This window comes from Kribbella sp. NPDC051718, assembly GCF_040681515.1.
Lineage (GTDB): Bacteria > Actinomycetota > Actinomycetes > Propionibacteriales > Kribbellaceae > Kribbella.
In genome coordinates this window covers 17,781-41,654 of the sequence record NZ_JBFAYZ010000015.1, presented here as the reverse complement: position 1 = coordinate 41,654, position 23,874 = coordinate 17,781, and the positions used below count along the sequence as shown (strand labels likewise).

Below are 23,874 nucleotides of genomic sequence, written 5' to 3'. Positions count from 1 at the left end.
AGTGAGGATCGGCAAACACCGGGGGCGGTCCCAGACGTGGGACGGGGTTGTTCGGGGTGGATCGGCTCTTGGCTAGCACTGGTACTCGACTGGCAGCAGTTGTCCTCTTAGCCGCATCGGCAGGATGTGTGGTCAACAACCCCACCGTTCAGGCGCCCGCTTCTTCTGCGCCGCCAGCATCCGCGACCTCGGCTCCCGCAAGTGCGCCAGTTCCGCCCGCCAGCAAACCCGCCAGTACGGCGTTGAAGCCGGCGTTCTCCGGCCCTGGCACCTACTCGTTCAGCTTCCAGGGCGTTCGGGGAACCATCCAGGTGCCGACTCCCCGGACCGATCCGCGCCTCCAGCCGTACGGTGACTATCGACGTCTGGCGAAGGCTCCTGTCGTTACCTATCTGATCGCAACCGTCGACAACCAGTCCGACGACACGATCGACATGTACCAGGTCATCGTCATCACCAACGACGGCCGTCAGATCGAGGCGACCTCCGTCAGCGACTTCGTCGACCGATGGCGAAACGCGTTCGCAGGCGAGGACGGCGACGCCGCGAAGTACAGCCGAGGGGTTGAGTTGTCCAACGACAGCCGGTTCTATCTGCTCCCCGGCGCGAGGGGTACCGCGATCCTCGCGACGAAGGACACCATCCCGAGCGTCAAGCGCGTCTTCGTCTACCCGGCGGGCGCATTCGACCGAGTCGAGGCCCACCGCACCCGCTAGCGTGGCCGAATGGGAATTTCGGAGGTCGAACCCGTTGAGCGCTCCCACCCGCTGCAAGCCGCGGATGAGCGGGCGGCTCTGAACAGCATGCTCGACTTTCTCCGGGCTACGGTCGTGAACAAGGTCGCCGGTCTCACCGACGAGCAGGCGTCCACCCACTCCGTGCCGGCCTCGGCGCTCACCCCCGCCGGCCTGGTGAAGCACCTGACCGGCACCGAACGCTTCTGGTTCGCCATCGACTTCGCCGCCCAGGACATCGAATGGCCCTGGCCCGACGACAACCCCCACGGCGCCTTCGCCCTCTCCCCCGACGACACACTCGCGTCCTTGGTCGCCGCGTACCAAGCCGAATGCGCCCGCTCCCGCGCCGTAGTAGCCGCCGCCCCCTCCTTGGACGACCTGGCCCAAGGCAAAGACATGACCTTCAACCTCCGCTACGCCCTGACCCACATGATCGAAGAAACCGCCCGCCACCTAGGCCACCTAGACCTCCTCCGAGAATCCCTCGACGGCACCACCGGCCAGTAAGGTCCCCCGCATGACCGACCGAGTCAAACTCGAGAAGATGGTGGACGCGTTCTTCGGAGCGTTCACGTCCGGCGAGGGGGTCGCCGAGCGTCTCGACGTACTGCGGCAACTGCTCATCCCCCAAGCCGTGATCGTACGGACCTGCGGCGGGGAGCCGGCCGTCTACGGAGTCGAGGACTTCATCGCCCCGCGCCAGGTGCTGCTCGAGGGCGGCACGCTGACCGACTTCCGCGAATGGGCGGTTGGCGGAAGTACAGAGATCTGGGGCGACATCGCCCACTGGTGGGGCACCTACGCCAAGGCAGGCACCCAGAACGACGTCCCCTTCACCGCCCGCGGCAAGAAAACCATTCAATTCATCCGTACCACCGAAGGCTGGCGAATCTCCGCCGCAGCCTGGGACGACGAACGCCCCGGCCTCACCACCGCCTAGTCGAACGGCCCCCGCGTCCCACTCACCTCATGCTTGAACACCTGGACGTCCAGCAGGTCAAAGTGCTCCGCCGGCGCCGGCGCAACCTTCCGCCACGCATCCAGCACCTCATGCGATTCCCAATACTCAAAGAGATTGACCCGCCCCGGCTCCACCGAATCCGCCGAGATCGACACATCCAGACACCCCGGATACTCCCGAGCCCGCTCGACAATCACCCGATGCGCCGCAACAGCCCGCTCTCGAACCGCCGGATCGACATACACCTTGCCCGCCACAATCACCTTCACATCCCACTCCCGTCGTCACCAGTACGACGTACAGACCAGGCCGAACCGGACACCCCCGACCCAAATACCGCCACCAACTGCGGATTCCTGTCCCGCTGGACAGGAGGTACTCACATTCCCTGGCGCCGCCCCGCCCGCCACCGGCCCTCCGAGCCGCCGATTCGCCAGTACCTCCTGTCGAGCGGGACACAACGCCGGGGACTAGGCCGGGTTGATCTGGTAGACCTGCGCAGATGACGAAGCTTCCGGAATTCGTTGTGCAGGAGGCGGTTGAACCTGAGCGACTAGCTCAGCTGACGGAGTTGTTCACCTCAGCCTGGTGGATGACCAACCGCAGCCCGAACGATGTCACGCAGATGCTGCAGGAGTCCGACCTGGTCCTGTCCTTGATCCACACTCCAACCGACCAACTAGTCGGCTTCACCAGAATCCTCACCGACTACACCTACGTGGCGCTCGTCCTAGACGTAGTAGTCAGCAACCACTTCCGCGGCTCCGGCCTAGGCACCACCCTCATGGATTCCGTCATCTGTCACCCGCGACTAGCCGACGTACAAAGCATCGAACTCGTCTGCCAACCCGGCCTCATCCCGTTCTACCGCCGCTGGGGCTTCACCACCGAGGTAGGCCACTCACAACTGATGCGCCGAACCACAGACCCACGCCTCACCTCAAAGCGCGACTAGTTGCGTCAGGCCGGCGTGAGGAGGCAAAACTCATTGCCTTCCGGGTCGGCGAGGACCGTCCACGGGACATCCCCCTCGCCCAGGTCGACGGCGGTAGCGCCGAGAGCCCGCAGCCTGGCCGCCTCTGCCTCCAGGTCATCACCTGGGTAGGGGCGGAGGTCGAGATGGACCCGATTCCACACAGTCTTCACGTCGGGCGTGCGAATGAACTCCAGATAGGGCCCGACCCCCTTGGCGGAGCGCAGTACCGCGCTGTGGTCGGTAACTTCGAGCAGGCTCCAGTCCATCGCCTCGCCCCAGAAGCGGCCCATGGCTCGCGGATCCACGCAGTCCACCACGACCGCCGCGATCGGCCCAGTGTCCCGGTAGACCGCGCGAGGCTCCAACACACAGAACTCGTTGCCCTCCGGGTCAGCCATAACCGTCCACGGCACGTCCCCCTGCCCTACGTCAGCGAGTGCCGCGCCCAGCCCCTTGAGGCGCCCGACCAACTCCTCCTGATGATCCGCAGAGGTAGTAGCAAGGTCGACGTGCACGCGGTTCTTAACCGTCTTGGCTTCCGAGGAGACGACCAGATCCACGCAGACGGCCACAGGATCCGGATAAACAAACCCCTCCGGCTCAAGATTCGTCACCCCAGGCCCCTCACTGGAAACCTCCCAGCCAAGCGCCTCCGCCCAAAACCCGCCCAACGCGACGTCATCCCGAGCCTTCATATTGACCTGCACAAGCCGCGTAACCATGCCACCGATGCTAACGGCGGGCCAGGGCCGCTGTACCCGGGACGGGATTCGAACCCGTATGCCTTTCGGCTGCGAGGTTTAAGTTCGACCTGCCCCCATACCGGACGGTCCGCAGCCGTTCACCTGAGTCGCGGGGACCTAGCTCAGTACCACTCCGACCAGAGGTGAACCGGAGCGAACTGCAACCGCGTCGCCCCCTCGGTGCGAACTCGGAGCATCCTCCGTCGTCAGAGCTAGGCGGAGATCCATGCTGGCACGTCGTAACCCTTCGGTTACCCCGATTGGTGCACTGTGCTGCCCGCTCTGCAGGTCTCCCGTGACTGCCAGTCGGCTCCAGTTGAGGTCTTCCGGCGTTGGACACCTGGGCTTTGACAACTATGTGTCAACATAGATTGCATAGACATTCAGGAGGAGGGGCATGGACCCATCGGTTGCTCTCGTAACATGCGAACAGGCCGTTCGGCAATTGATGACCACGACCTACCCCCAGGCATTCGGCAAAAATTGGTTAGCCCATGTATCCAAGCCCGGATCGATTGAGAAATGGGAAGGTCGACACACAGAGGAGGAGGAGGCCAAAAGGGCGAAGCGAGGCGTCATCAGCGTAGATGATTCACTGCTCGCTTACGCTGAATTCTACGAGTTGTTCGATATTGCTTGGAAGTATTGGGATCCATTGCAGCCCGCACTTGGTAAAAGAGCCGAAACCGGCGCGCTACTGAAGCGATTCGGCGACCTTCGGAATACAGTAGCTCACAGCCGAGCCCTTCTCGAATTCGAAGCTGATCTACTAGCTGGCATTGCGGGCGAAATTCGAAACCGGGTGACCATATATATGAGTACGCGCGACCCACTCGATAACTACTACCCACGCATTGAGAGCGTGGTGGATAGTTTTGGTAATATATCTCCCGATTCATCTGGGCTGAGCAGTTCATTAGAGACCGGCTTGACGCTTAACATGGGAGATCTTGTCACGTTCATGTGCCGAGGCATTGACCCGCAAGGCCGAGAATTGGAGTGGTGGCTAGACAACTGGTATACCAACAATCTTCTTGATGAGGCACGCGGAGATGACGTCAGGTTGTCTTGGACAGTAAGCGAAAACGAAGTCGGCCCGAGGGCGATGGTGCGCATCTCTATGAAGGCCTCGGGAGCTAAGTACCTTCGCGATTTCACCCGGGATGGTAGCCGCTTATTCGGCTACCGAGTTCTTCCCCCGGATATGCCTACGCCGCCCGAGTGAGCGTAGACGCACGCGCGGGCAGTCCTGCCCCATCGTCCCGATAACTGCCGACCTTAGGTTTGGTTCGGTGCGGGTCAAGGGTCGAGCTTGCTCGATCGCGAAGCGACGCCGGAGGCGCCCTTGACGCGGGCCGAGCCGGACCGTCCCTCCCATGATTGCTAGTGGGGCGATGCGGTAGCCAAGGCGAGACGGTAGGCCGCCTGGACCATGGCGGCGGGGTGGCGGCTTTTGGGGAGCAGGAACCAACGCCAGGGTGTCGGATCGTTGATGGCGAGTTCTACTGTCTGCGACCGACACCCTTTTGCACGTGCGCGCCAAGCCAACGGGGATGGGGGCGACGAGCCCTTAGGCGAGGAGCCGGAGGCTGCCCCGCTCCCCCGGTCCTGTTGTGGTGGCGGTGCGCTTTCGGGCCCTGGAGGGCCCGTCTTGAAGACGTAGAGAAACTTGTCAGGCTCCAGTGAACCAGACAAGTGAGCCAGCCGAGTATGCCGTGGACAGAGACCGTGAAGTGCTGCCAGGGTGTAGGCCATCCTCGGTCTGGGACTGAGGGGTCATAAGCCGTTCGACCACACCGGTGGTTATCACTTAATTCAGAGGCAGATAGGATTTACGGGAATGTCGGAGCAACAAGCCTGGCGCGACCACCTCCCGCTACTCCTGAGCATCACTCTTCCACTGCTGTCAGTGCTGCAGGTCGCGGCTTTGACTGGATACGATCTGAATCTCACCGCCGCGATCCTTAGTTCAAGCGCCGGAAACACCGTGGGGACCTTGATCCGGGCTCTTTTATTCGCCCTGCCTCTATGTTTCTTAATTTTTGGATTCGGACTTTCTGCCGGAGCGATCTCCGTGCGCCTGGTGTTCGGCCGGGAGATCTGGCGGCAGCGACCCAAGTGGATAGACACTCCCAGGCAATACTTGCCGATCTGGGCGGGGTTGACCATCGTTACTATTATGCTCGCTCCGTGGACCTACTTACTCATGGGCATTGCAACCTTCTTCATCCTCTTTCTGCTTTTCGCAATCGGCCTGCTGGTCTATCGAGCCTACCTAGGAGGTCAGGCAGCTACGCGCCCGCAGTCGACAACAGGCGATCAGTTGCCTCATCGGCAGTACGTTCAGGCATTTGCCGTTGCCTACTTCCTGTCCATATGGCTGATGGCTGGCGGCAATTGGGCGCCATATGAGGCGCTCGCGAACCCCTCGAACCCTGGATTCACAGGACGAGTTATGGGCACAGAAGGGGATCAGATTGTAGTTTTAACATCGGGTAGACGTCATACGATCACTCGACTGCCCATAGGCGCCACGAAGCGAACGCTGTGCATGCCAACGAGAGCAAATGAAGGGTCAGGTAATTTCTCGTTACTGCCAAAGACGTGGGGTCAACAAAACGACTACGCACGAAGCCTGCCTCAACTACTCACCAAGACACCAAAACACAGTCTTTCGGATTGTCCCACTAGGAACGCGCCGTAGGACTTGGAATGTGCCTCATCGGACGAGGATCAGCGAGAGCACTCGCTGACATCCAACCCCAACGACGGCAAGCGATCCGAGGTGTGCTAGAACAGTAGCCGTGGAGCTTCTTCATCAGGGCAAGGTTCGTGATGTGTACAGCGATCGGCCTGGGGAGGTGATCCTCGTTGCGACTGATCGGGTGTCGGTCTATGACGTGGTGTTGCCTACGCCGATCCCCGACAAGGGCAAGCTGCTGACGAGTCTGTCGTTGTGGTGGTTTGAGCAGCTCAAGGACGTGATGCCGAACCATGTGATCTCGGCTACCGACGTACCGGCTGAGTTCGAGGGTCGGGCTGTGCGGGTGCAGCAGGTCGACATCGTTCAGGTTGAGTGCATCGCTCGTGGATACCTTGCTGGGCTTGGGTGGGAGGCCTATCAGGAGAGCGGGAAGATCTCTGGGGTGACGATTTCCCCGGGATTGCGGGAGGGCGACAAGTTGCCGCAGCCGGTGTTTACGCCGACTACGAAGACGGCGCCTGAGGATGGGCATGACGAGCCGATGACCTTCGAGGAGGTCTCGGAGGCTGTTGGGCCTGAGCTGGCGAAGACGCTTGAGGCTAAGACGCTTGAGCTGTTCACGCGGGCTACCGAGATCACCTCCGGCCGCGGGGTGCACCTGGCTGACACCAAGTTCGAGTTTGGGTTGGCGAAGGACGGGACGCTTGTGCTGGCGGATGAGGTTCTGACTTCGGACTCGTCGCGGTACTGGCGTGATGAGGACTGGAAGCCTGGGCAGCGGCAGGTGTCGTACGACAAGCAGTTCGTACGCGACTGGGCGCGAGACTTGGGGACCTGGGACAAGACTCCTCCGGGCCCGGAGATCCCGGCCGAGGTTGTCGATGAGACTCGGGCTCGCTACGTGGCGATGTACGAGCGCATCACCGGGCTGAAGTGGGACTGACCGTGGCGACGTGGGAAGAGATCCAAGAGGCCCGCTTGACCGAGGTACTGGAGCTTCAGAAGGTCCACCACCGGCTGCTGGCAGCCAAGGAACAGGGCGTCGAGCCTGAGCCGGCGGATGTTGAGGTCGCCCGGTCTGTTGCCGCGACAGGGTTGAGCATCGACCGGGTCAACGCGCGGGACGATTACTAGACCTTCGCGCGTGATTCCGCCTATGCTGGCGGTGTTCTAGAACACCAATTGAAGAGTCTGAGGTTTTGTCATGCCCCCGAAGTTGGTGCGTCCCGCGCCGCCGTACCTGCAGATTGCCGACACGATCCGAACCCGGATCTCCAACGGTGAACTGCAGTCCGGCGATCGCGTGCCGTCCGTACGAGCGCTGATGCGCGACTACGGCGTGGCGATCGCGACGGCACAGCGAGCATTGACCAGCTTGCGGGCCGAGGGGTACATCCGGCCCGAACGTGGCGTCGGGAGCATCGTCACGACCGAGGACGAACGCGGCCGGGCAGCGAACGACCGGGTCGACAAGTCCCGGCGTACCGGCAAGGTCTATCCCACCGGCCAGTACGCCAAGATCACCCACGCAGCCCTCGACAAGGCCAGCGAACAGGTGGCAGACGCGCTCGGACTCGAGATCGGAAGCGCCGTGATCCGTCGCGTGCGGGTCACCTATCGCGCCGACGACAAGCCAGTCTCCGCGTCGACTTCTTATTTCAAAGGCGAACTGGCCGAACTCGCTCCACAGTTGCTGAGCACCGATCGGATCCGCGAAGGAACTTTCGCGTACGTCGCCAGCACTCTCAAGCGGACCATCGACGCCTGGCAAGACCAGTTCGAGCCCGCCGCAGCGACCGCCGACCAGGCGGCTGAGCTCGGCCTCGACGAAGGCGACCTCATCCTCGTCGGACGCAACTGGATCTATGACGACACCGGCGACGTCCTCGAGTACGGCGAGAGCATCACCTACGGCCGCGTCACCTATCGCGGCCGCCTCGGCGACTAAACCCCACCCCGCACCGCTGACCAGCTGATCACAACAGGCTTGTGCATCTTGATTCAAGTGTTCTAGTCTCTGAACTAGAACACTTCGATCTTTGGAGCAGCGATGAGCGACGTGGATCGCACGAAACCTCTTGTTCTCGGCTACGTCCGACAGCACCTACTGATGACTGAAGACGAGCTGGTCAGCGTCAAGGAACGACTCGCCTACTACGCCGCCTCCGAAGGCTTCGCCTTGGGAACAGTCTTCGTGGAACAGCGGGAGTCCGCACCCGCTGCCTTTGAAGCTCTGATCCGAGCGATCGACCAGAGCCAGGCCACGGCCGTCGTACTACCGAGCATGCTGCACTTCGCCGTCCTCGGAGCTCCGCTCGCCGTCAAGCTCACCTTCGAGCGCGCGACCGGCGCCCAGGTATTCGTCGCCTCCCCCGTCGACGCGACTCCATAGGCCGGCGGGTGGACGTACCAGCCCTGCCCCTGCGTCCACCTGCCGCTCCAGTTGCCCATAGCAACCGAATCAGATGAGGCACCCATGTCCGACATCCAAAGACTCAAGGCTCAGCTCTACCAACTCACGACGGAAGCCCAGCAGGGCGCCGGAAGCCTCGGTGGCTTCAGGCAGAAGTTCGGTCAAACTGGAGCGCAAGTCCAGGCTCTGATCGCCGGCTCGGCGACTGGGGCCGACCGCGACATCTCTCAACTCCTCGACGCGGCCGGACGCTCCCTCGAACAAGCCGTGGAATCCCTCCAGATCGCCGCCCAAGGCTGCCGTAGCTATGCCGACCAGATCTAGGCGCCAGAGGCACGGCGATGCCCTCCGAACTCCAGCGAGTCGCCCAGGCCCTGCTAGCCACTCTCGACGAGACACCTCGCGTCGCCGAATACCTACGGGGAATGGCTCAGAGCTGCAGGGAGAACGCCAGCTATGTGGGTCACATGTCCAACCACCCGGCAGCTCGGCTGGCAGCTGTACAGCTGGACGAGGCAGCTCGCCGGTGCGAGGACGCAGCTCAGTACCTGGCTCAGGTACCGCCGAAGGCACGCGGCTGGGCCGAGCAGATGGTCTCCGAGAACCGTACCGGCAGGTCATCAGGAGGACCGAGCGAAACCACACCACGTGGCAATCAGACGCACTCTCCGACCGATTCCACTGACGCTCAGCGTGATCAACCTCGCCGCCTGACCGGAGGGGAGTTGCTCGCGTCCCTCCCGATCCAACGTGTGATCCCGAACCGCCGGCAGAAGACAAGAGGTGCCTGGCAGGACGGGAGCGGCGTCGTACAGAACTTGATCAGCGGCCGGCACGAGGAAGAATTCGAGGCAGCTTTGAGCCACGCGAAGCGACTCGGTCTGATCCCCGACCACGGGACCTTGGCTACGGCCGCCGACGTCGAACTGAAGTTCGCCATGAAGATGCGACGTGAAGGAATCAAGCAGGCAGCCATCGCCGTGAACAAGATCCCGTGTCCCGGTCGACTCGGCTGCAACCAACTCCTCAAGCGCTTCCTGCCACCCGGCGCTGAGTTGATCGTCCATGGACCAGATAATTTCGAGAAGACCTACAGAGGAGAGTCGGATCCATCATGACCGCGACGGCCGAGGCCTACTTTCGACACGAGCACGACGAGCAGCCTGTCCGGATCTCGACTGAGGCCGATGTTGATCGACTCATCGACGACCTTCTCGGCGAGGAGTACGAGAACTCGGTGGCCACTGTGTACGTCGATGGCCGGCTGAACTCCGCTGGGGTGCCTGACCATGAACTTCTCATCGGCATCGACAACGCGGGCGGCATCCTCGGCGGCCTGCGCTACATGAGTGCGTCAGGCACGTACTACGGAGCTGGCCAGCCAGCCGATCACGACGAACTGGTGTACTACTACGCCGGACAGGACCGGGAGTTCCCTGTCGACTCGCAGCTGCCTGTCGATGAGATTCGAGCCGCAGTCAAAGAGTTCCTCTCGGGAGGCGGCGAACCTCCGCCTTCGGTTGAGTGGAAGCCCTGGCCAGAGGATCTTGCCTGAGCTTTCCCGGGAGGCGAACGTGGTTGGCGACGAGCGCACAGACACCAATTATTTGTGTGCCCGGGACGGGATTCGAACCCGTATGCCTTTCGGCTGCGAGGTTTAAGCTCGCTGCGTCTGCCGTTCCGCCACCCGGGCCTGCGGCCAAAGGAGCACCTTACAAGTAGATCCTGGTCACGGACACAGGGTAAGCGGGTGAGAGTCGGTTGGTATGTGCGGACATCCCCTAGAGGAGATGCTGAGCCGATGGGCGACGACGGTTCATCGGTCCGGACCTTCAGACACCGGGGTGGGTGGGCGGGGAAGCCAGAGCCGCCTGACCCCACACCCCAACCCGACGATGGCGGTTCGGAGTACGGGGTGGATTACAGGTAGACCTTGCGGGGGTAGATGGCGTGGGCGCCGGCTACTCGGTCTAGGAAGAGGGCTCCGGAGCAGTGGTCGATTTCGTGTTGTAGGGCTCGGGCTTCGAAGGCGTCTGTGGTGATGGTCAGGGGGTCGGTGGTGCCGGGGAGGGTGCCGGTGAGGGTTAGGCGGGTGGCTCGTTTTACGTCGCCGGTCAGGTCGGGGACGGACATGCAGCCTTCGCGGGCCTTTTCCTGGCGGGTGGCTTCGACGATTACCGCGTTGCAGAGGACGAAGACGCCGTGGCAGGTGCGGGTTTTGGGGTGGCCGGTGACGTCCAGGGCGAACATCTGGGCTGCGATGCCTACCTGAGGGGCGGCTAGGCCTACGCAGCCGGGGGAGACTCGCATGGTGGCTACCAGGTCGGCGGCCAGGGCCAGCATCACTGGGTCTAGGGGGTCGACCAAAGCGCCTTCGGTGGCCAGGACGGGGTGGGGGGCTCGGACGACCTCCAGTACGTCGCCAGTGAGGCCTAGTTGGGCGGGGCTCCAGCTGGCGACGGTTTGATTCAAATGCGCAGTCACCGGGGAGCTCACAGATCGTCGCTTTCGGCTGGGCGCAGTGTGACTCCGACGCCTAGTTCCTCGGCGGTGATCTCCAGGGCTCGCTGCAGCATGCCGAGCTCGGCGCCGGCGGGCAGTTCCACCTCGGCGGTCAGGACGTACAGGGAGCCGCTCAGGCGCGTGGTCTGGTCGGTGATCGTGCCGCCGACGCTGGCGATCATCCGGGTCACGGCGGAGACGATTCCGGGGCGGTCGGCGCCATGCACGCTCAAGATGAAAGGGGCACCGATCGGGGCGTGGGCGTGTTCGGGGCCCATCTCACGCACCGTGATGACGAGTTCGCCGCGCAGCGGCTCCAAGGCCTCGCGTACCTCCGGGAACGATCCGGAGCAGACGATCATCATCGCGAAGTGACCGCGCAGGAGCGTCATCGTCGAGTCCTCGAGATTGACGCCGGTCTGGGCGAGGGCCTCGGTGACGTCGGCGATGATGCCCGGGCGGTCCGGGCCGATGACGGTGACTGCGAGCTGACTCATGGGCGGAAACTTACCCGGACCAAAGTCTTTACCCGGTCAAACTTCGGTATGCGGACGCCACCGACGACCGCGAAGCGCGGCAAAACACCGTTAGATTCGACCCATGGCGGGTTCAGACGGTCCGAAGCGCAGCGCCCGGGACTGGGTGGTCGACAGTCTGAGCTTCGTCCTCGCGATCCTGATCAGCCTGGTCGCCTACGACAGCGGCCGGAAGGACCCGATCCCCGAGTGGCTGCACGACGTGGACTTCATCCTCGGCCTGGGATTGTGCCTGACGCTGTGGTTCCGGCGGCGCTGGCCGGTCCAGCTGGCGGTCGTCGCGGCCGCGATCTCGACCTTCTCCGACGCCGCCGCGGGCGCGACCCTGATGATCATCCTCACGGTGGCGATCTACCGGCCGTTCCGGACGACGCTGGTGATCTTCGGCGTCAACACGGTCAGCCTGGCCATCTACATCGCGATCCGGCACAAGCCCGAGTCCATCCAGGTGACTGCCGGCTGGGCGATCCTGATCTACTGCGCCCTGGCCGGCTGGGGCCTGTACCTCCGTTCCCGCCGCCAGCTCCTCCAGACCCTCCGCGACCGAGCGGACCGCGCCGAGGCGATGGCCCTCCTCCAGGCCGAGCGCGGCCAGCTGAGAGCCCGCGAGGAGATCGCCCGCGAGATGCACGACGTACTCGGCCACCGTCTCTCCCTGCTCAGCGTCCACGCCGGCGCGCTCGCCTACCGCCCGGACGCCAGCACGCAAGAGGTCTCCAGCGCCGCCGAGATCATCCGGGCCAGCGCGCACCAAGCGCTCCAGGACCTGAGAGAAGTCATCGGCGTACTACGAGCCCCGGTCGGCGAACTCCCCCAACCAACCTTCGCCGACCTCCCGGCCCTGGTCGACGACTCAAGAGAAGCAGGCCTCCCCGTAGACCTGGAATTCGATGCCCCCGGCAACCTCCCCGAGCACGTCGGCAGAACGGCGTACCGGATCGTCCAGGAGGGTCTCACCAACGCCCTCAAGCACGCCCCAGGCGAACCGGTGAGGATCAAGGTGATCGGCGCCCCAGGCAACGGCCTGACAGTCGAGCTCCACAACCCCGCCGGCCAAACACGCAAAGGCGACGGCCAGGGCCTGATCGGCTTGTCCGAGCGCGCCCAACTGGTCGACGGCCGGCTCGAACACGGCCGTACCCCCGACGGCGAATTCCGCCTCGCCGCTTGGCTACCGTGGCCCGCATGACCATTCGGGTGCTGATCGTGGATGACGACCCGCTGCTGCGCGCCGGCCTGCAGCTGATGCTCGGCGGCGCGCCGGACATCCGGGTGGTCGGCGAGGCCGGCGACGGCAGCGGCGTACAGAGCCTGATCGACAAGCTCTCCCCCGACGTCGTGCTGATGGACATCCGGATGCCGAACATGGACGGCCTGACTGCGACCGAGTCCATCCGCAGGCGCCCGGGCGCGCCCGAGGTCGTCATCCTGACCACGTTCGACGCCGACGAACACGTACTCCGCGCGCTCCGCGCGGGCGCCGCCGGCTTCATCCTCAAGGACACCCCGCCGGCCGAGATCGTCGAATCCGTACGCCGGATCGCCAGCGGCCAACCAGTCCTCTCACCGGGCGTCACGAAGCGCCTGATCACCCGCGTCGCCGCCTCCGGCCAGGACCAGCGCAGGAGCAAGGCGGCCGACCGCCTCAAGGACCTCAACGACCGCGAACGCGACATCGCCGTCGCCGTCGGCGAGGGCAAGTCGAACGCCGAGATCAGCGCGACCCTCTACCTCAGCATCCCGACGGTGAAGACGCACGTCTCCCGCATCCTCACCAAGCTCGACCTGAACAACCGGGTCCAGATCGCCCTCCTCGTCCACGACGCCGGCCTCCTCGACGACACCCGCTGATCACCGAGCTTTCACTCGCGCGGGCAACCACGCCAGCCTGATTCGCATTAGCCTCTAGGGGTTTCGTCCGCCCTTGGAAGGTTTCAAATGCGCCTGCTCGTCGGTGGTCTAGCTCTAGCCCTGCTCCTCCCCGCCCTCCCGGCTCAGGCGGTCGAGACGCAAGTCGTAGACCCGGCCGCGTACGTCGACCCGCTGGTCGGCTCAGCCAGAGACGGAACAACCTGGCCAGGAGCCGTCCGCCCGTTCGGCATGATCTCGTGGAGCCCGACGAGCACCCGCGGCGACCAGACCAGCACGGGAGCCGCCAACGGCTACCAGTACGACGTGACGCGGGTGCGCGGCTTCTCCCTCACCCACGTCAGCGGCGCCGGCTGCAACCCGGGCGCGGCCGGCGACATCCCGATCATGCCGTACGTCGGTACCGTCGACACCTCGCCGACCGCGGACACCAAGGACGCGAAGTACGCCAGCGACTTCAGTCACGCCGACGAAATCGCCAAGCCCGGCCGGTTCACCGTCAAGCTCGCGAACGGCGTCAAGTCCGACCTGGCCGTCACCACCCGGGCCGGCGTCGGCGACTTCACCTTCCCGACAGAAGGCCAGCCGAACCTGCTGTTCCGTACGTCGAACTCGCTCAACGGCAGCCAGGACGCCGAGATCACCATCGACGCGGCCAACCGCAAGGTGACCGGCTCCGTCCTGACCGGTGCCTTCTGCGGACGCCGCGCCAACGGTGGTACGAACAACCGGAAGACCTACTACCGCCTCTACTTCACCGCCTCCTTCGACCAGCCGGTCGTTGCCACCGGCACCTGGAAGGACGGCACGATCACCTCGGGCGGCACCCAGACCGCCGGCGGCGAGGGCTACGCGACCGGCGCCGACCGCGCGGGCAAGGGCTCGGGCGGCTACGTCAGCTTCACCCCTGGCGCCAAGGTAAGGATGCGGATCGGCATCTCCTATGTGAGCGCGCAAGGCGCAGACCAGAACCTAGCCGCCGAGATCCGCCCGGACGCGACCGTCAACCGGATCGCCAACGATGGTTACAAAGACTGGAAGAACGAGCTGCAGAACGTCCGGATCACCGGCGGCAGCGAGGCCCAGCGCAGCACCTTCTACACGGCCCTGTACCACGTACTCCTGCAGCCGAACGTGTTCAACGACGTCGATGGCAAGTACCTCGGCAGCGACCAGCAGATCCACGAGCTAGCGCCGGGCCAGCAGGCGCAGTACGGGACCTTCTCCGGCTGGGATCAGTACCGGGCGCACATCCAGCTGCTCGCGTTGCTGAAGCCGGAGATCGCGGGTGACTTCGCGCAGTCGATGTACCAGTTCGCCCAGCAGAACAAGGGGATCTGGGATCGCTGGCTGCACAACAACGGCCCGACGCACGTGATGACGGGCGACCCGGCCGCGCCGACGCTGGCGACCTTCGCGGCGATGGGCGTCACGAACTTCGATGCCGAGGGCGCGTATGACTCGCTCGTCCACCAAGCAACGGTGCAGAACGCCGATGCCGAGAACGACGGCGGTTGCCCAGGGCAGTGCACCGGGCAACGGCCGGCACTCAACACCTACCTGGCAAAACACTATGCGCCGCAGGACGCCTGCCACTGCTGGGGTGGCGCCGCGGAGACTCTGGAGAACTCGCTGGCCGACTTCTCCCTCGCCCAGTGGGGATCGCGACTGGGCAAGCCGACCGCAGACCTGCAAGACCGCGGCACTTGGTGGAAGAACACGTACGACCCGGCAGTCGGTTACCAGCGCGCCCGCAAGGCGGATGGGACCTGGCAGCCCGGGTTCACGCCGTCCACCGACGTGGGGTTCGCGCAGGGTTCCAGCGCGACGTACACGTGGATGGTGCCGCAGGATGTCTCCGGCCTCGGCGCGATGATGGGCGGTGACGCGGTCACCAGGCTCGACGGCTTCTTCCACGACGCCGCCGGCAACTGGGCGGTCAAGGGTGGCAGCGCGCTCAGGTACGACCCGACCAACGAGCCGGGTCTGCACACACCGTGGCTCTACAACGGGCTCGGGGTCGCCTGGAAGACGCAGGCGACGACGCGGGAGATCGTGGACACTGTCTATGGCACCGGGCCGTCTGGCCTGCCGGGTAACGACGATCTCGGGACGCTCTCGGCCTGGTACGTGTTCGCCGCGATCGGCCTGTTCCCGCAGGCGCCCGGCCGGGCCGAGTTGCTGGTCGGGAGTCCGTTGTTCCCCAAGGTGGAGTTGAAGCGCAGCAACGGCGTACGGCTGACCATCGAGGCGCCGCAGACCTCAGACACCAACCAGTACGTCGATGCGCTGGACCTCAACGGCAAGCCGCGGACCGAGTCCTGGCTGCCGGAGTCGTTCATCACCAGCGGCGGCCGGATCAACGTGCAGATGGGAGCGACGCCCACAAGCTGGGGCACCGCTCCCATCGATCACCACTGAGCAGGATCAGCTGTCAGTCGCCCGGCGGAACTCCTCGTTGGGCGTCTGCAGGCTGCCGAGGCTGGTGACCTCGCGCCGGAAGAACAGCGCGAGGGTCCAGTCCAGGATGACCCGGGCCTTGCGGTTGAAGGTAGGCACGCGGGACACGTGGTACGTCCGGTGCAGGAACCAGGCAGGCCAGCCCTTGACCTTCACGCCGTACAGCTGGGCGACACCCTTGTGCAGGCCGAGGCTCGCCACCGAGCCGACGTACTTGTGCTTGTAGTCCTGCGGCGGCTGACCGTCGACGACGCGGAGGATGTTCGCCGCGAGGCGGTTGGCCTGCCGGACGGCGTGCTGCGCGTTCGGGGCGCAGTACGCGCCGGTCTCCGACGTCAGATCCGGTACGGCGGCGTTGTCGCCGGCCGACCACGCGTCGCTGACCCCTTCGATCCGGAGGTTGGCCAGGCACTTCACGCGACCGCGCTCGTCCAGCGGGAAGCCGGTCTGAGCCAGCGCCGGGTTGGCCTTCACGCCGGCCGTCCAGACGATCGTGTCGGAGTCGAACTCCTCGCCGTCGCTCAGTACGACGTGGCCCTTCTCGCAGGACTCCAGCCGGGTCTCGAGCTTGATGTCCATGTTGCGCTTGCGCAGCTGCTCCACCGTGTACTGCCCCAGCTCGGGGCCGACCTCGGGCAGGATCCGGTTGGTGGCCTCGACGAGCACCCAGCGCATGTCGTCGGGCGTGATGTTGTCGTAGTACCGGGTGGCGTAGCGGGCCATGTCCTCGAGCTCGGCGAACGCCTCGATCCCGGCGTACCCGCCGCCGACGAAGACGAAGGTGAGCGCGGACTTGCGCAGCGCCGGATCGGGCTGCGACGAGGCGATGTCGAGCCGGTCGAGCACCTTGTTGCGCAGGGCGATCGCCTCTTCGACGTTCTTGAACCCGGTGGCCTCCTCGGCCAGCCCCGGGATCGGCAGCGTCCGGGCGATCGAGCCGATCGCGATCACGATCTGGTCGTAGGCGAGCTCGTAGTCGGGGCCCTCCTCGGGCATCACCTGGGCGACCTTGCGCTCGTGGTCGACGCCGACCACGCGGCCGGTGACCACCCGGCAGCCCTTCAGCGTCTTGCGCAGCGGCACCACCACGTGCCGCGGCTCCACCGAGCCGGCCGCCGCCTCGGGCAGGAACGGCTGGTACGTCATCACCGAACGGGGGTCGACCACGGTGACCCGGATCTTGCCCCGGCGGGCGGCCTTGCGCAGGCCGTACGCCGTGTACATCCCGACGTAACCGCCTCCGACGACGAGGATGTGCGGTACCTGGGCTGCCATGCCTTTCACTCTCCCTGAGTGCGATTCGAACTTCATGTCCACTTCAGGATACCCAGCTCGTGAAAACTTTCACAAGCCATCTTCCGGGTGATCTCAACCACCGGAAGTCCCCCATCGGAGGGACTTTCGTCCTCTATCCTGCGTCCTGCCCCCGCCCGGACCTAGCGCTGACCCCTCCGGTAACACAACCGCAAGTTCACAAACCCGCGATCGCCTTCGCCCTGGTCAGCACCGCGTCCGTCATGGGTTCGGTGAGTTTGCCGGTGAAGGTGTTCTGCTGGCTGGGGTGGAAGCAGCCGAGGACGGTGACTTCGCCGTACGGACCTGGCACTACGTACTCGACCGCGTGCCCGAACTTCGGGCGCGGGGCGGGGACCACCCCGCCGACGGCCTGCAGCGCATTGAGCAGGACGTCGAAGCCGAACTTGCCGAGGCAGACGATCGCGCGGGTCGTCGGGAGGACCAGCTCCAGCTCGGCGTGGAACCACGGCGCGCAGGTGTCGCGTTCCTCCGGGGTCGGCTTGTTGGCGGGTGGGGCGCAGCGGACGGCGGCCATCATCCGGGCTCCGATCAGGCGCAGGCCGTCGCCGGCGTGCTCGCTGGTCGGTTGGTTGGCGAGCCCGACGCGGTAGAGGGAGGCGAACAGCCAGTCGCCCGAGCGGTCGCCGGTGAAGACGCGGCCGGTGCGGTTGCCGCCGTGGGCGGCTGGAGCCAGGCCGGCGATGAGGATGCGAGGCGACGGGTCACCCCAGCCGGCGATCGGGCGACCCCAGTACGGCTGGTCGGCGAAGGACTTTCGCTTGCCGAGGGCAACATCTTCGCGCCACTCGACCAACCGGGTACACGCACGGCAGACGGACACCCTGGCGTCGAGTTCCGCCAGGTCGTCCGTCTGCGCGAGCTTGAGGACTTCTGCCGCGTCGCGAGCGACCGGAGTACCGGCTGCCGCTGGGTCCTCGGGCCAGCCGGTGCCCGGTGGTACCGGACTGTCGAACAGCTCCCCGGTCAACGGGTGCGGCAGCTTCATGCCCTCAGCGTAGAACCGATCAGCTGACCAACTCTTCGAGCAGCGGGTCCGGCGCGGCCTTCGTGATCCGGCGAGTGGTCGGGATGGCGAGGGCCAGCAGGACCGCGGCCGCCGAGAAAGCCGCCAGCAGGTAGAACGTGTCGGTGAAGCCGGACTCGGCGGGCAGGCCGGAGGGCTGGAGGTGGCCGGTGATGACGGAGCTGGCCACCGCCGTACCGATCGATCCGCCGATGGTGCGGATGTTGGCGTTCATCCCGGTGGCGGCGCCGGTCTGCTCACGCGGGACGTTCTGCACGATCAGGCTGGTCATCGACGCGTACGCCAGACCGAGTCCGATCCCGAAGAGCGCCGTCGAAAGCGCGAGCTGCCACGGCGAGTCATGCAGCCGCGCGAACAGCAGCGCCGCGATCAGACTCATTGCGGAGCCAGAGACGACCTGTGCCTTCGCCCCGAACCGCGGCGCCAACGGCCCGCTCAGCGAGCCGGCGACGGCCATGGTGACCAGCATCGGCAGCATCAGGAGTCCGGCCTGCGTCACGCTCGAGCCGAATCCGAAGCCCGCCGCCTTGGGGATCTGTACGAACTGCGGCACGAACGCGTAGACCGCGAACATCGCCGCGCCAAAGAGCAACGCCACGAGGTTGGTCGTCCAGACGGCCGGCAACCGCATCATTCTCATGTCGATCAGCGGGTTCTTCGAGCGGAGCTCGACGGTGATCCAGCCGACCAGGAGGACGGCGGCCACGGCGAAGAGGCCGACGGTACGGGCCGAGCCCCAGCCCCAGGAGCGGCCGGTGCTCAACGGGAGCAGAAGCGCGATCAGCCAGCCGGAGAGGAGGAGGGCGGCGAGCCAGTCGATTCGGCCGGGGACGCGATTCGGCGACTCGGGGACGTACCGGCGTACCAGCACTGCCGCGGTAGTGACGACGACGAGCGGGATCCAGAACAGCCAGCGCCAGCTGAGCGCCTGGACGATCGGGCCGGCCAGTACGATCCCGAGCCCACCACCGGCCGCGATCACCGCCGACACCAGGCCGACCACGGACGGGACGCGCTCGGTCGGGAACTCGTCACGGATGATGCCGAACGACAGCGGGAAGACCGCGCCACCGAGACCTTGTACGGCCCGGGCCGCGATCAGTACGCCGATATTGGGCGCGATCGCCGCGAGCAGACAGCCGACCGCGAGGGCGACCAAGGCGATCAGCAGCGTGCGCTCCTTGCCGACCATGTCTCCGACCCGGCCGAGCAGCGGGGTCGAGATGGAGACCGAGAGGAGAAGCGCGGTGAATACCCAGGTCACGAGGGCTGGTGTGGTGTGCAGGTCGTGCTGGATGAGCGGCAGCGCCGGGGTGACCAGCGACTGCAGCATAGAGAAAGCAGCCACGACAGACGCCAGCACGGCCAGCGTCGTTCGCGGTGAGTTATGCCTGATTCTGGGCATGCAGAAGTCCTTCAAGAGAAGTGTGGTTGTGCCCCGATCTGCTAAAGTCGAGGTATGCCTCCACTATAGCGGAGGAGTGCCTCCGTTTCTAGTGGATAGGGTGGTTGGGGTGACTGAGACCACAAGTGCGCGCGGGAGTCTGGGCGTCGCCATCAAGCGCCCGCACCGGGCTGATGCCCGCCGCAACTTCGACGCCCTGCTGGCAGCCGCCCGGGACGCCTTCGCCGAGCACGGCTCCGGGGCGTCGCTGGAAGACATCGCCCGGCGGGCCGGCGTCGGCATCGGGACGCTCTACCGGAACTTCCCGACCCGGCAGGATCTGTTCGACGCCGTCTACTTCGGCGAGATCGAGGAGCTCTGCCAGGCCGCGGACGAGGTCGCCGACCTGCCGCCGTGGGAGGCGTTCGAGACCTGGCTGCAGCGCTTCGTCGGGTACGCCGCGACCAAGCGGGCCATCTACGAGGAACTGAACCGCGACTCGGACCTGTTCCGCACCGCCCGCGAGGCGATGTACGACGCCGGCCAGCCCCTCTTCGACCAGGCCCAGCAGTCCGGCGCCATCCGCCCCGACACCAACTTCGACGACGTCCTCCGCATGGTCAGCGGCCTCACCGCCGCCGGCTTCGTCGACGACGCCCAACGCACCCGAGTCCTGAACCTAGCCCTAGACGGCCTCCACCCCCGCTAGTGCCAACCATCGGAGTAGTAGCCGCAGCAACAGGTGCTGCGGCAGGCGGGTGCTCAGGTCGTCCAGTGGGAACTGAAGGAGCCGCGCGCGGAGAGCGGCGGCCGGCAGTTGCCGTGGGACGAGATCGTCAGGCTCGCTCTACTGGCGAGCGAGGGCTAGGGCGACTCCGTCGAGGATGTCGTGTTCTGAGACGAGGACGCCGTCGTAGTCGAGGCGGTCGTGGAGTCTTTGCAGGATGAGGGCGCCGGCGCCGATGACGTCTACTCGGCCGGGGTGGATGGCCGGTACTTCGGCGCGGTCCATGCGAGTGGAGCCCATCAGCCACGAGGTGGTGTCGAGGAGGAGGTCGGACGCGATCCGGGCGTGGTGGATCACGCCTGGGTCGTACTCGGTGAGTTTGAGGGCGACTGCCGCGACCGTGGTGACCGTGCCGGCGACGCCGATCAGGCAGCGGGCCTGGGACAGCGGGACGACGGTTGAGTCGAGCAGCGCGTCGACATCCTTCGTCGCAGCAGCCATCTCCTCGACGGTTGCGGGGTCGGAGTGGAGGTGGCGTTCGGTCATCCGCACCGAGCCCATGTCGAGCGATTCCGAGGCCAGTACGCCGTCAGCGTCGCCCAGCACCAGCTCGGTCGACCCGCCACCGATGTCGGCCACCAGATAAGGCCCCGGCACCTCCAAAGCGGCCAGTCCGCTCGTCGCGCCCTGGAAGCTCAAGACGGCCTCTTCAGCGCCCGAGATGATGTCCGGCACCACACCGAGCCGCTCGGACACCCCAGCGAAGAACTCGTCTCGGTTGCTCACGTCCCGAGCCGCCGACGTCGCCACAAAACGAACCCGATCCACCTCGGCAGCGCGCACGATTTCCGCGTACTCCGCACAAGCCGCAAAGGTCCGCACCAACGCATCAGCAGCAAACACCCCGGTCGAGTCGACCCCCTGCCCCAGCCGCACGACCCGCATCTGCCGGTCGACCTCGACCAACTCGCCATCGGCGTAGTCGGCGATCAAGAGCCGGATCGAGTTCGTCCCACAGTCGATCGCAGCAACCCGCACCGACTCACCAGCCCCGTCCGATTCAGGCGACCCGCCAAGCACATAACCCTCAGCGCCCGAATCAGACACAAGGCCCCCGCCGGCCCCAATCGGGCAGCATCGCCAAAGCCTCGTCGCCCAGCGGATTCACCCCAGGCCCAGCCGCCAGCGAGTGCCCGACCAGCACATGCAAGCACTTCACCCGGGTAGGCATCCCACCAGCGCTGATCCCCGCAACTTCCGGTACGTCGCCAAGCAACGCGCGTCGCCGCAGGTAGTCCTCATGCGCCAACCGATAACGAGCAGCCAGTTCCTCGTCCGTCGCCAGCCGATCCGTCATCTCCTTCATCACGCCCTCCGCCTCGAGCCGCCCGATCGCCGAGGCGAGTCGCGGACACGTGACGTAGTACGTGGTCGGAAACGGCGTGCCGTCGGGCAGCCGCGGCTCGGTCTCAACCACATCGGGCAGCCCGCAGACACAGCGATGCGCGATCGAACGGATCCCGCGGGCGGGGCGGCCGAGTTGTTCGCTGACGGCCGTAACGTCCTCGGGTGTAACGCTCACCTGCTGCCTTTCGGTGGTGCGGTCAGTACCGGTTTGGGGGTCGGCTTCGGCGCGGCCGGCTTGGCCGGCGCGGGCGGATGGCCGGCGCCCTCCACGCTCCCCCAGAGCTTCGTGTACCAGGTCGGCTTCTGCGGATCGGCATGCGGATCAGCCGGTCCAGCGGGCTCGGGCGGTGCGCCGACTGGCTTGCCGTCCGCTCCGATCACCCTGTACCCCACCTCGCCCGGCATCACCCAGCCGAGCCGCTGCCGGGCCTGCGCCTTGACGTAGGCGTCGTCGTTCCAGCGCTCGACCTCGTCGCCGAGCTGGTCGACGCGCTTCTCGCGGTCCTTGATCTCCTGCTGCAACGCGGTGATCTGCTGGTGCTGGTCGAACCAGACCCGCAGGCTCTGCGCGTAGGAGACGATCAGCGCACCGAGCACGAGCAGCACGACGGCTGCCCGGCCGGTGAGGTTGCGCGAACCCCTGGTGCGAGGCGTGCCCGCGCCAGGGGTTCCCGTCGTACGACGTTTCGGCGGCTGGTTGCCGTCCCGGCGGGCAGGCGGGCGCGACTGGCTACGACTCGTCGGTCGCGAGCCTGGGCGCGCACCTGGATCCCGGCGGGAGGACATTTCCCAAGCCTACGTCGGTCAGCCCTTGAATCGCGGGAAGGCCGAGCGACCGGCGTACCGGGCCGCGTCGTCGAGCTCTTCCTCGATCCGGAGCAGCTGGTTGTACTTCGCCGTACGGTCGGACCGGGCCGGCGCACCGGACTTGATCTGGCCGCAGTTGGTCGCCACCGCGAGGTCGGCGATCGTGGTGTCCTCGGTCTCGCCGGAACGGTGGCTCATCATGCAGGCGAACCCGTTGCGGTGAGCCAGGTCGACGGCGTCCAGCGTCTCGGTCAGCGAGCCGATCTGGTTCACCTTGACCAGCAGGGCGTTGGCGGCCTTCTCGTCGATACCGCGCTGCAGCCGCTCGACCTGGGTGACGAACAGGTCGTCGCCGACCACCTGGATCTTGTCGCCGAGCTGGGCGCTGAGGTTCTTCCAGCCGTCCCAGTCCTCTTCGTTCAGCGGGTCCTCGATCGACACGATCGGGTACGCCGCCACCAGGTCCGCGTAGTACGCGATCATCTCGTCGGCCGACTTCTTGCCGCCCTCGAACGCGTACACGCCGTCGGTGTAGAACTCGCTCGCCGCCACGTCCATGGCCAGCGCGATGTCCTCGCCCGGCTTGAAGCCGGCCCGCTCGATCGCGACCAGGATCAGGTCCAGCGCGTCGCGGTTGCTCGGCAGGTTCGGGGCGAAGCCGCCCTCGTCGCCGAGGCCGGTGGACAGGCCCTTCTCCTTCAGTACGGCCTTCAGCGCGTGGTAGACGGTCGCACCCTGCATCAGGGCGTCGGAGTACGTCGACGCGCCGATCGGGGCGATCATGAACTCCTGCACGTCGACATTGCTGTCCGCGTGCGAGCCGCCGTTGAGGATGTTCATCATCGGCACCGGGAGCACGTGCGCGTTCGGGCCGCCGACGTAGCGGTACAGGTCCAGGCCGGCGCTCTCAGCGGCGGCCTTGGCGACCGCGAGGCTGACGCCGAGGATGGCGTTCGCGCCCAGCTTGGACTTGTTCGGCGTACCGTCCAGGTCGATCAGGGCCTGGTCGATCAGCCGCTGCTCGTGGACGTCGTAGCCGACGATCTCCTTGTCGATGTCCTCCAGGATGGCCGTGATGGCCTTCTGGACACCCTTGCCGCCGTAACGGGACTTGTCCCCGTCACGCAGCTCGACGGCCTCGAACTGGCCGGTGGAAGCTCCCGACGGCACTGCCGCCCGGGAGACGGTGTCGTCGTCGAGGAGAACCTCGACCTCGACAGTGGGGTTACCGCGCGAGTCAAGAATCTCGCGGGCGCCGACGGCCTCGATGGTGGCCACATCTACTCCCTTGTTCACACCTGATGTCA

At 65.6% G+C, this 23,874-nt stretch carries 29 protein-coding genes and 1 tRNA gene; 18 read left to right on the top strand and 12 right to left on the bottom strand.

Annotated features, from left to right (window positions below; all coding sequences use genetic code 11):
* Positions 1-311: 311 nt before the first annotated feature.
* The 3 genes from AB0M15_RS38000 to AB0M15_RS37990 are packed head-to-tail and all read left to right on the top strand — an operon-like array spanning position 312 to position 1,677.
* Entirely contained in the window at positions 312-716 is a 405-nt protein-coding gene (locus AB0M15_RS38000) for a hypothetical protein (RefSeq protein WP_363830603.1), read from the top strand.
* A 9-nt stretch (positions 717-725) separates the two neighbouring features.
* Entirely contained in the window at positions 726-1,244 is a 519-nt protein-coding gene (locus AB0M15_RS37995; RefSeq protein ID WP_363830600.1) for a DinB family protein, read from the top strand.
* Positions 1,245-1,254: 10 nt separating this feature from the next.
* Positions 1,255-1,677, top strand: a complete 423-nt coding sequence (locus AB0M15_RS37990; RefSeq protein WP_363830597.1) for a DUF4440 domain-containing protein — start codon at positions 1,255-1,257, stop codon at positions 1,675-1,677.
* Here the strand turns inward: AB0M15_RS37990 and AB0M15_RS37985 are convergent.
* A complete protein-coding gene (locus AB0M15_RS37985) occupies positions 1,674-1,967 on the bottom strand; it encodes an antibiotic biosynthesis monooxygenase (RefSeq protein ID WP_363830595.1) in 294 nt (97 codons plus the stop codon). The genes AB0M15_RS37990 and AB0M15_RS37985 overlap by 4 nt on opposite strands.
* Positions 1,968-2,200: 233 nt before the next feature.
* Here AB0M15_RS37985 and AB0M15_RS37980 point away from each other — a divergent pair, with 233 nt between their 5' ends.
* Positions 2,201-2,653, top strand: coding sequence for a GNAT family N-acetyltransferase (locus AB0M15_RS37980; protein ID WP_363830593.1), 453 nt, complete (start codon positions 2,201-2,203; stop codon positions 2,651-2,653).
* Positions 2,654-2,658: 5 nt separating this feature from the next.
* Here AB0M15_RS37980 and AB0M15_RS37975 read toward each other — a convergent pair whose 3' ends face one another.
* Positions 2,659-3,396, bottom strand: a complete 738-nt coding sequence (locus tag AB0M15_RS37975) for a VOC family protein (RefSeq protein ID WP_363830591.1) — start codon at positions 3,394-3,396, stop codon at positions 2,659-2,661.
* 418 nt (positions 3,397-3,814) lie between these two features.
* On the opposite strand from AB0M15_RS37975, the gene AB0M15_RS37970 reads away from it, so the two are divergent.
* The 9 genes from AB0M15_RS37970 (at position 3,815) to AB0M15_RS37930 (ending at position 10,089) form a co-directional block, all read left to right on the top strand.
* Positions 3,815-4,642, top strand: coding sequence for a hypothetical protein (locus tag AB0M15_RS37970; RefSeq protein ID WP_363830588.1), 828 nt, complete (start codon positions 3,815-3,817; stop codon positions 4,640-4,642).
* A 615-nt stretch (positions 4,643-5,257) separates the two neighbouring features.
* Complete coding sequence (locus AB0M15_RS37965; protein ID WP_363830586.1) at positions 5,258-6,121, top strand: hypothetical protein; 864 nt, start codon at positions 5,258-5,260, stop codon at positions 6,119-6,121.
* Positions 6,122-6,221: 100 nt separating this feature from the next.
* Entirely contained in the window at positions 6,222-7,064 is an 843-nt protein-coding gene (locus tag AB0M15_RS37960) for a phosphoribosylaminoimidazolesuccinocarboxamide synthase (RefSeq protein ID WP_363830584.1), read from the top strand.
* 2 nt (positions 7,065-7,066) lie between these two features.
* Positions 7,067-7,255 (top strand): hypothetical protein, encoded by a 189-nt coding sequence (locus AB0M15_RS37955; RefSeq protein ID WP_363830580.1) that lies wholly within the window; start codon positions 7,067-7,069, stop codon positions 7,253-7,255.
* A 70-nt stretch (positions 7,256-7,325) separates the two neighbouring features.
* Complete coding sequence (locus AB0M15_RS37950) at positions 7,326-8,069, top strand: GntR family transcriptional regulator (RefSeq protein ID WP_363830577.1); 744 nt, start codon at positions 7,326-7,328, stop codon at positions 8,067-8,069.
* Positions 8,070-8,231: 162 nt separating this feature from the next.
* On the top strand, positions 8,232-8,513 hold the full coding sequence (locus tag AB0M15_RS37945; protein ID WP_363830574.1) for a hypothetical protein: 282 nt from the start codon (positions 8,232-8,234) through the stop codon (positions 8,511-8,513).
* A gap of 84 nt (positions 8,514-8,597) precedes the next feature.
* Positions 8,598-8,858: a hypothetical protein gene (locus AB0M15_RS37940; RefSeq protein ID WP_164595701.1), complete on the top strand. Its 261-nt coding sequence runs from the start codon at positions 8,598-8,600 to the stop codon at positions 8,856-8,858.
* A 143-nt stretch (positions 8,859-9,001) separates the two neighbouring features.
* A complete protein-coding gene (locus tag AB0M15_RS37935; protein ID WP_363830570.1) occupies positions 9,002-9,652 on the top strand; it encodes a DddA-like double-stranded DNA deaminase toxin in 651 nt (216 codons plus the stop codon).
* Positions 9,649-10,089 (top strand): Imm1 family immunity protein, encoded by a 441-nt coding sequence (locus AB0M15_RS37930; RefSeq protein ID WP_363830567.1) that lies wholly within the window; start codon positions 9,649-9,651, stop codon positions 10,087-10,089. Before AB0M15_RS37935 ends, AB0M15_RS37930 begins: the two co-directional genes overlap by 4 nt.
* Before the next feature lie 57 nt (positions 10,090-10,146).
* Here AB0M15_RS37930 and AB0M15_RS37925 read toward each other — a convergent pair.
* From AB0M15_RS37925 to AB0M15_RS37915, 3 genes are all read right to left on the bottom strand, one after another.
* Positions 10,147-10,227 (bottom strand) — tRNA-Leu (locus AB0M15_RS37925).
* 227 nt (positions 10,228-10,454) lie between these two features.
* Complete coding sequence (locus AB0M15_RS37920; RefSeq protein WP_363830562.1) at positions 10,455-11,018, bottom strand: peptide deformylase; 564 nt, start codon at positions 11,016-11,018, stop codon at positions 10,455-10,457.
* A gap of 8 nt (positions 11,019-11,026) precedes the next feature.
* On the bottom strand, positions 11,027-11,533 hold the full coding sequence (locus AB0M15_RS37915; RefSeq protein ID WP_363830559.1) for an ACT domain-containing protein: 507 nt from the start codon (positions 11,531-11,533) through the stop codon (positions 11,027-11,029).
* 103 nt (positions 11,534-11,636) lie between these two features.
* On the opposite strand from AB0M15_RS37915, the gene AB0M15_RS37910 reads away from it, so the two are divergent.
* From AB0M15_RS37910 to AB0M15_RS37900, 3 genes are all read left to right on the top strand, one after another.
* Complete coding sequence (locus AB0M15_RS37910) at positions 11,637-12,761, top strand: histidine kinase (RefSeq protein WP_363830556.1); 1,125 nt, start codon at positions 11,637-11,639, stop codon at positions 12,759-12,761.
* Positions 12,758-13,423: a response regulator transcription factor gene (locus AB0M15_RS37905; protein WP_363830552.1), complete on the top strand. Its 666-nt coding sequence runs from the start codon at positions 12,758-12,760 to the stop codon at positions 13,421-13,423. Before AB0M15_RS37910 ends, AB0M15_RS37905 begins: the two co-directional genes overlap by 4 nt.
* Positions 13,424-13,510: 87 nt before the next feature.
* Complete coding sequence (locus AB0M15_RS37900; protein WP_363830548.1) at positions 13,511-15,862, top strand: GH92 family glycosyl hydrolase; 2,352 nt, start codon at positions 13,511-13,513, stop codon at positions 15,860-15,862.
* A 6-nt stretch (positions 15,863-15,868) separates the two neighbouring features.
* Here AB0M15_RS37900 and AB0M15_RS37895 read toward each other — a convergent pair whose 3' ends face one another.
* From AB0M15_RS37895 to AB0M15_RS37885, 3 genes are all read right to left on the bottom strand, one after another.
* Positions 15,869-17,176, bottom strand: a complete 1,308-nt coding sequence (locus AB0M15_RS37895) for an NAD(P)/FAD-dependent oxidoreductase (protein ID WP_363830546.1) — start codon at positions 17,174-17,176, stop codon at positions 15,869-15,871.
* A 196-nt stretch (positions 17,177-17,372) separates the two neighbouring features.
* The gene (locus AB0M15_RS37890; RefSeq protein ID WP_363830543.1) at positions 17,373-18,203 is read right to left on the bottom strand and encodes a uracil-DNA glycosylase; all 831 of its coding nucleotides are present in this window, start codon (positions 18,201-18,203) and stop codon (positions 17,373-17,375) included.
* 19 nt (positions 18,204-18,222) lie between these two features.
* The gene (locus tag AB0M15_RS37885) at positions 18,223-19,590 is read right to left on the bottom strand and encodes an MFS transporter (RefSeq protein WP_363830540.1); all 1,368 of its coding nucleotides are present in this window, start codon (positions 19,588-19,590) and stop codon (positions 18,223-18,225) included.
* Positions 19,591-19,756: 166 nt separating this feature from the next.
* Between AB0M15_RS37885 and AB0M15_RS37880 the strand changes: the two genes are divergently transcribed.
* Positions 19,757-20,335 carry a helix-turn-helix domain-containing protein gene (locus tag AB0M15_RS37880; protein ID WP_363830537.1) on the top strand — a complete coding sequence of 193 codons (579 nt, stop codon included), beginning with the start codon at positions 19,757-19,759 and terminating at the stop codon, positions 20,333-20,335.
* A 33-nt stretch (positions 20,336-20,368) separates the two neighbouring features.
* Positions 20,369-20,494, top strand: coding sequence for a hypothetical protein (locus AB0M15_RS37875; protein ID WP_363830534.1), 126 nt, complete (start codon positions 20,369-20,371; stop codon positions 20,492-20,494).
* Here the strand turns inward: AB0M15_RS37875 and AB0M15_RS37870 are convergent.
* From AB0M15_RS37870 to eno, 4 genes are all read right to left on the bottom strand, one after another.
* Positions 20,474-21,391, bottom strand: coding sequence for a Ppx/GppA phosphatase family protein (locus AB0M15_RS37870; protein WP_363830531.1), 918 nt, complete (start codon positions 21,389-21,391; stop codon positions 20,474-20,476). The genes AB0M15_RS37875 and AB0M15_RS37870 overlap by 21 nt on opposite strands.
* Before the next feature lie 61 nt (positions 21,392-21,452).
* Positions 21,453-21,935, bottom strand: a complete 483-nt coding sequence (locus AB0M15_RS37865; protein WP_363830527.1) for a DUF501 domain-containing protein — start codon at positions 21,933-21,935, stop codon at positions 21,453-21,455.
* The gene (locus tag AB0M15_RS37860; protein WP_363830525.1) at positions 21,932-22,546 is read right to left on the bottom strand and encodes a septum formation initiator family protein; all 615 of its coding nucleotides are present in this window, start codon (positions 22,544-22,546) and stop codon (positions 21,932-21,934) included. The genes AB0M15_RS37865 and AB0M15_RS37860 overlap by 4 nt, the downstream gene beginning before the upstream one ends.
* An 18-nt stretch (positions 22,547-22,564) precedes the next feature.
* Complete coding sequence (eno, locus tag AB0M15_RS37855) at positions 22,565-23,845, bottom strand: phosphopyruvate hydratase (RefSeq protein ID WP_328328397.1); 1,281 nt, start codon at positions 23,843-23,845, stop codon at positions 22,565-22,567.
* Positions 23,846-23,874: the final 29 nt, after the last annotated feature.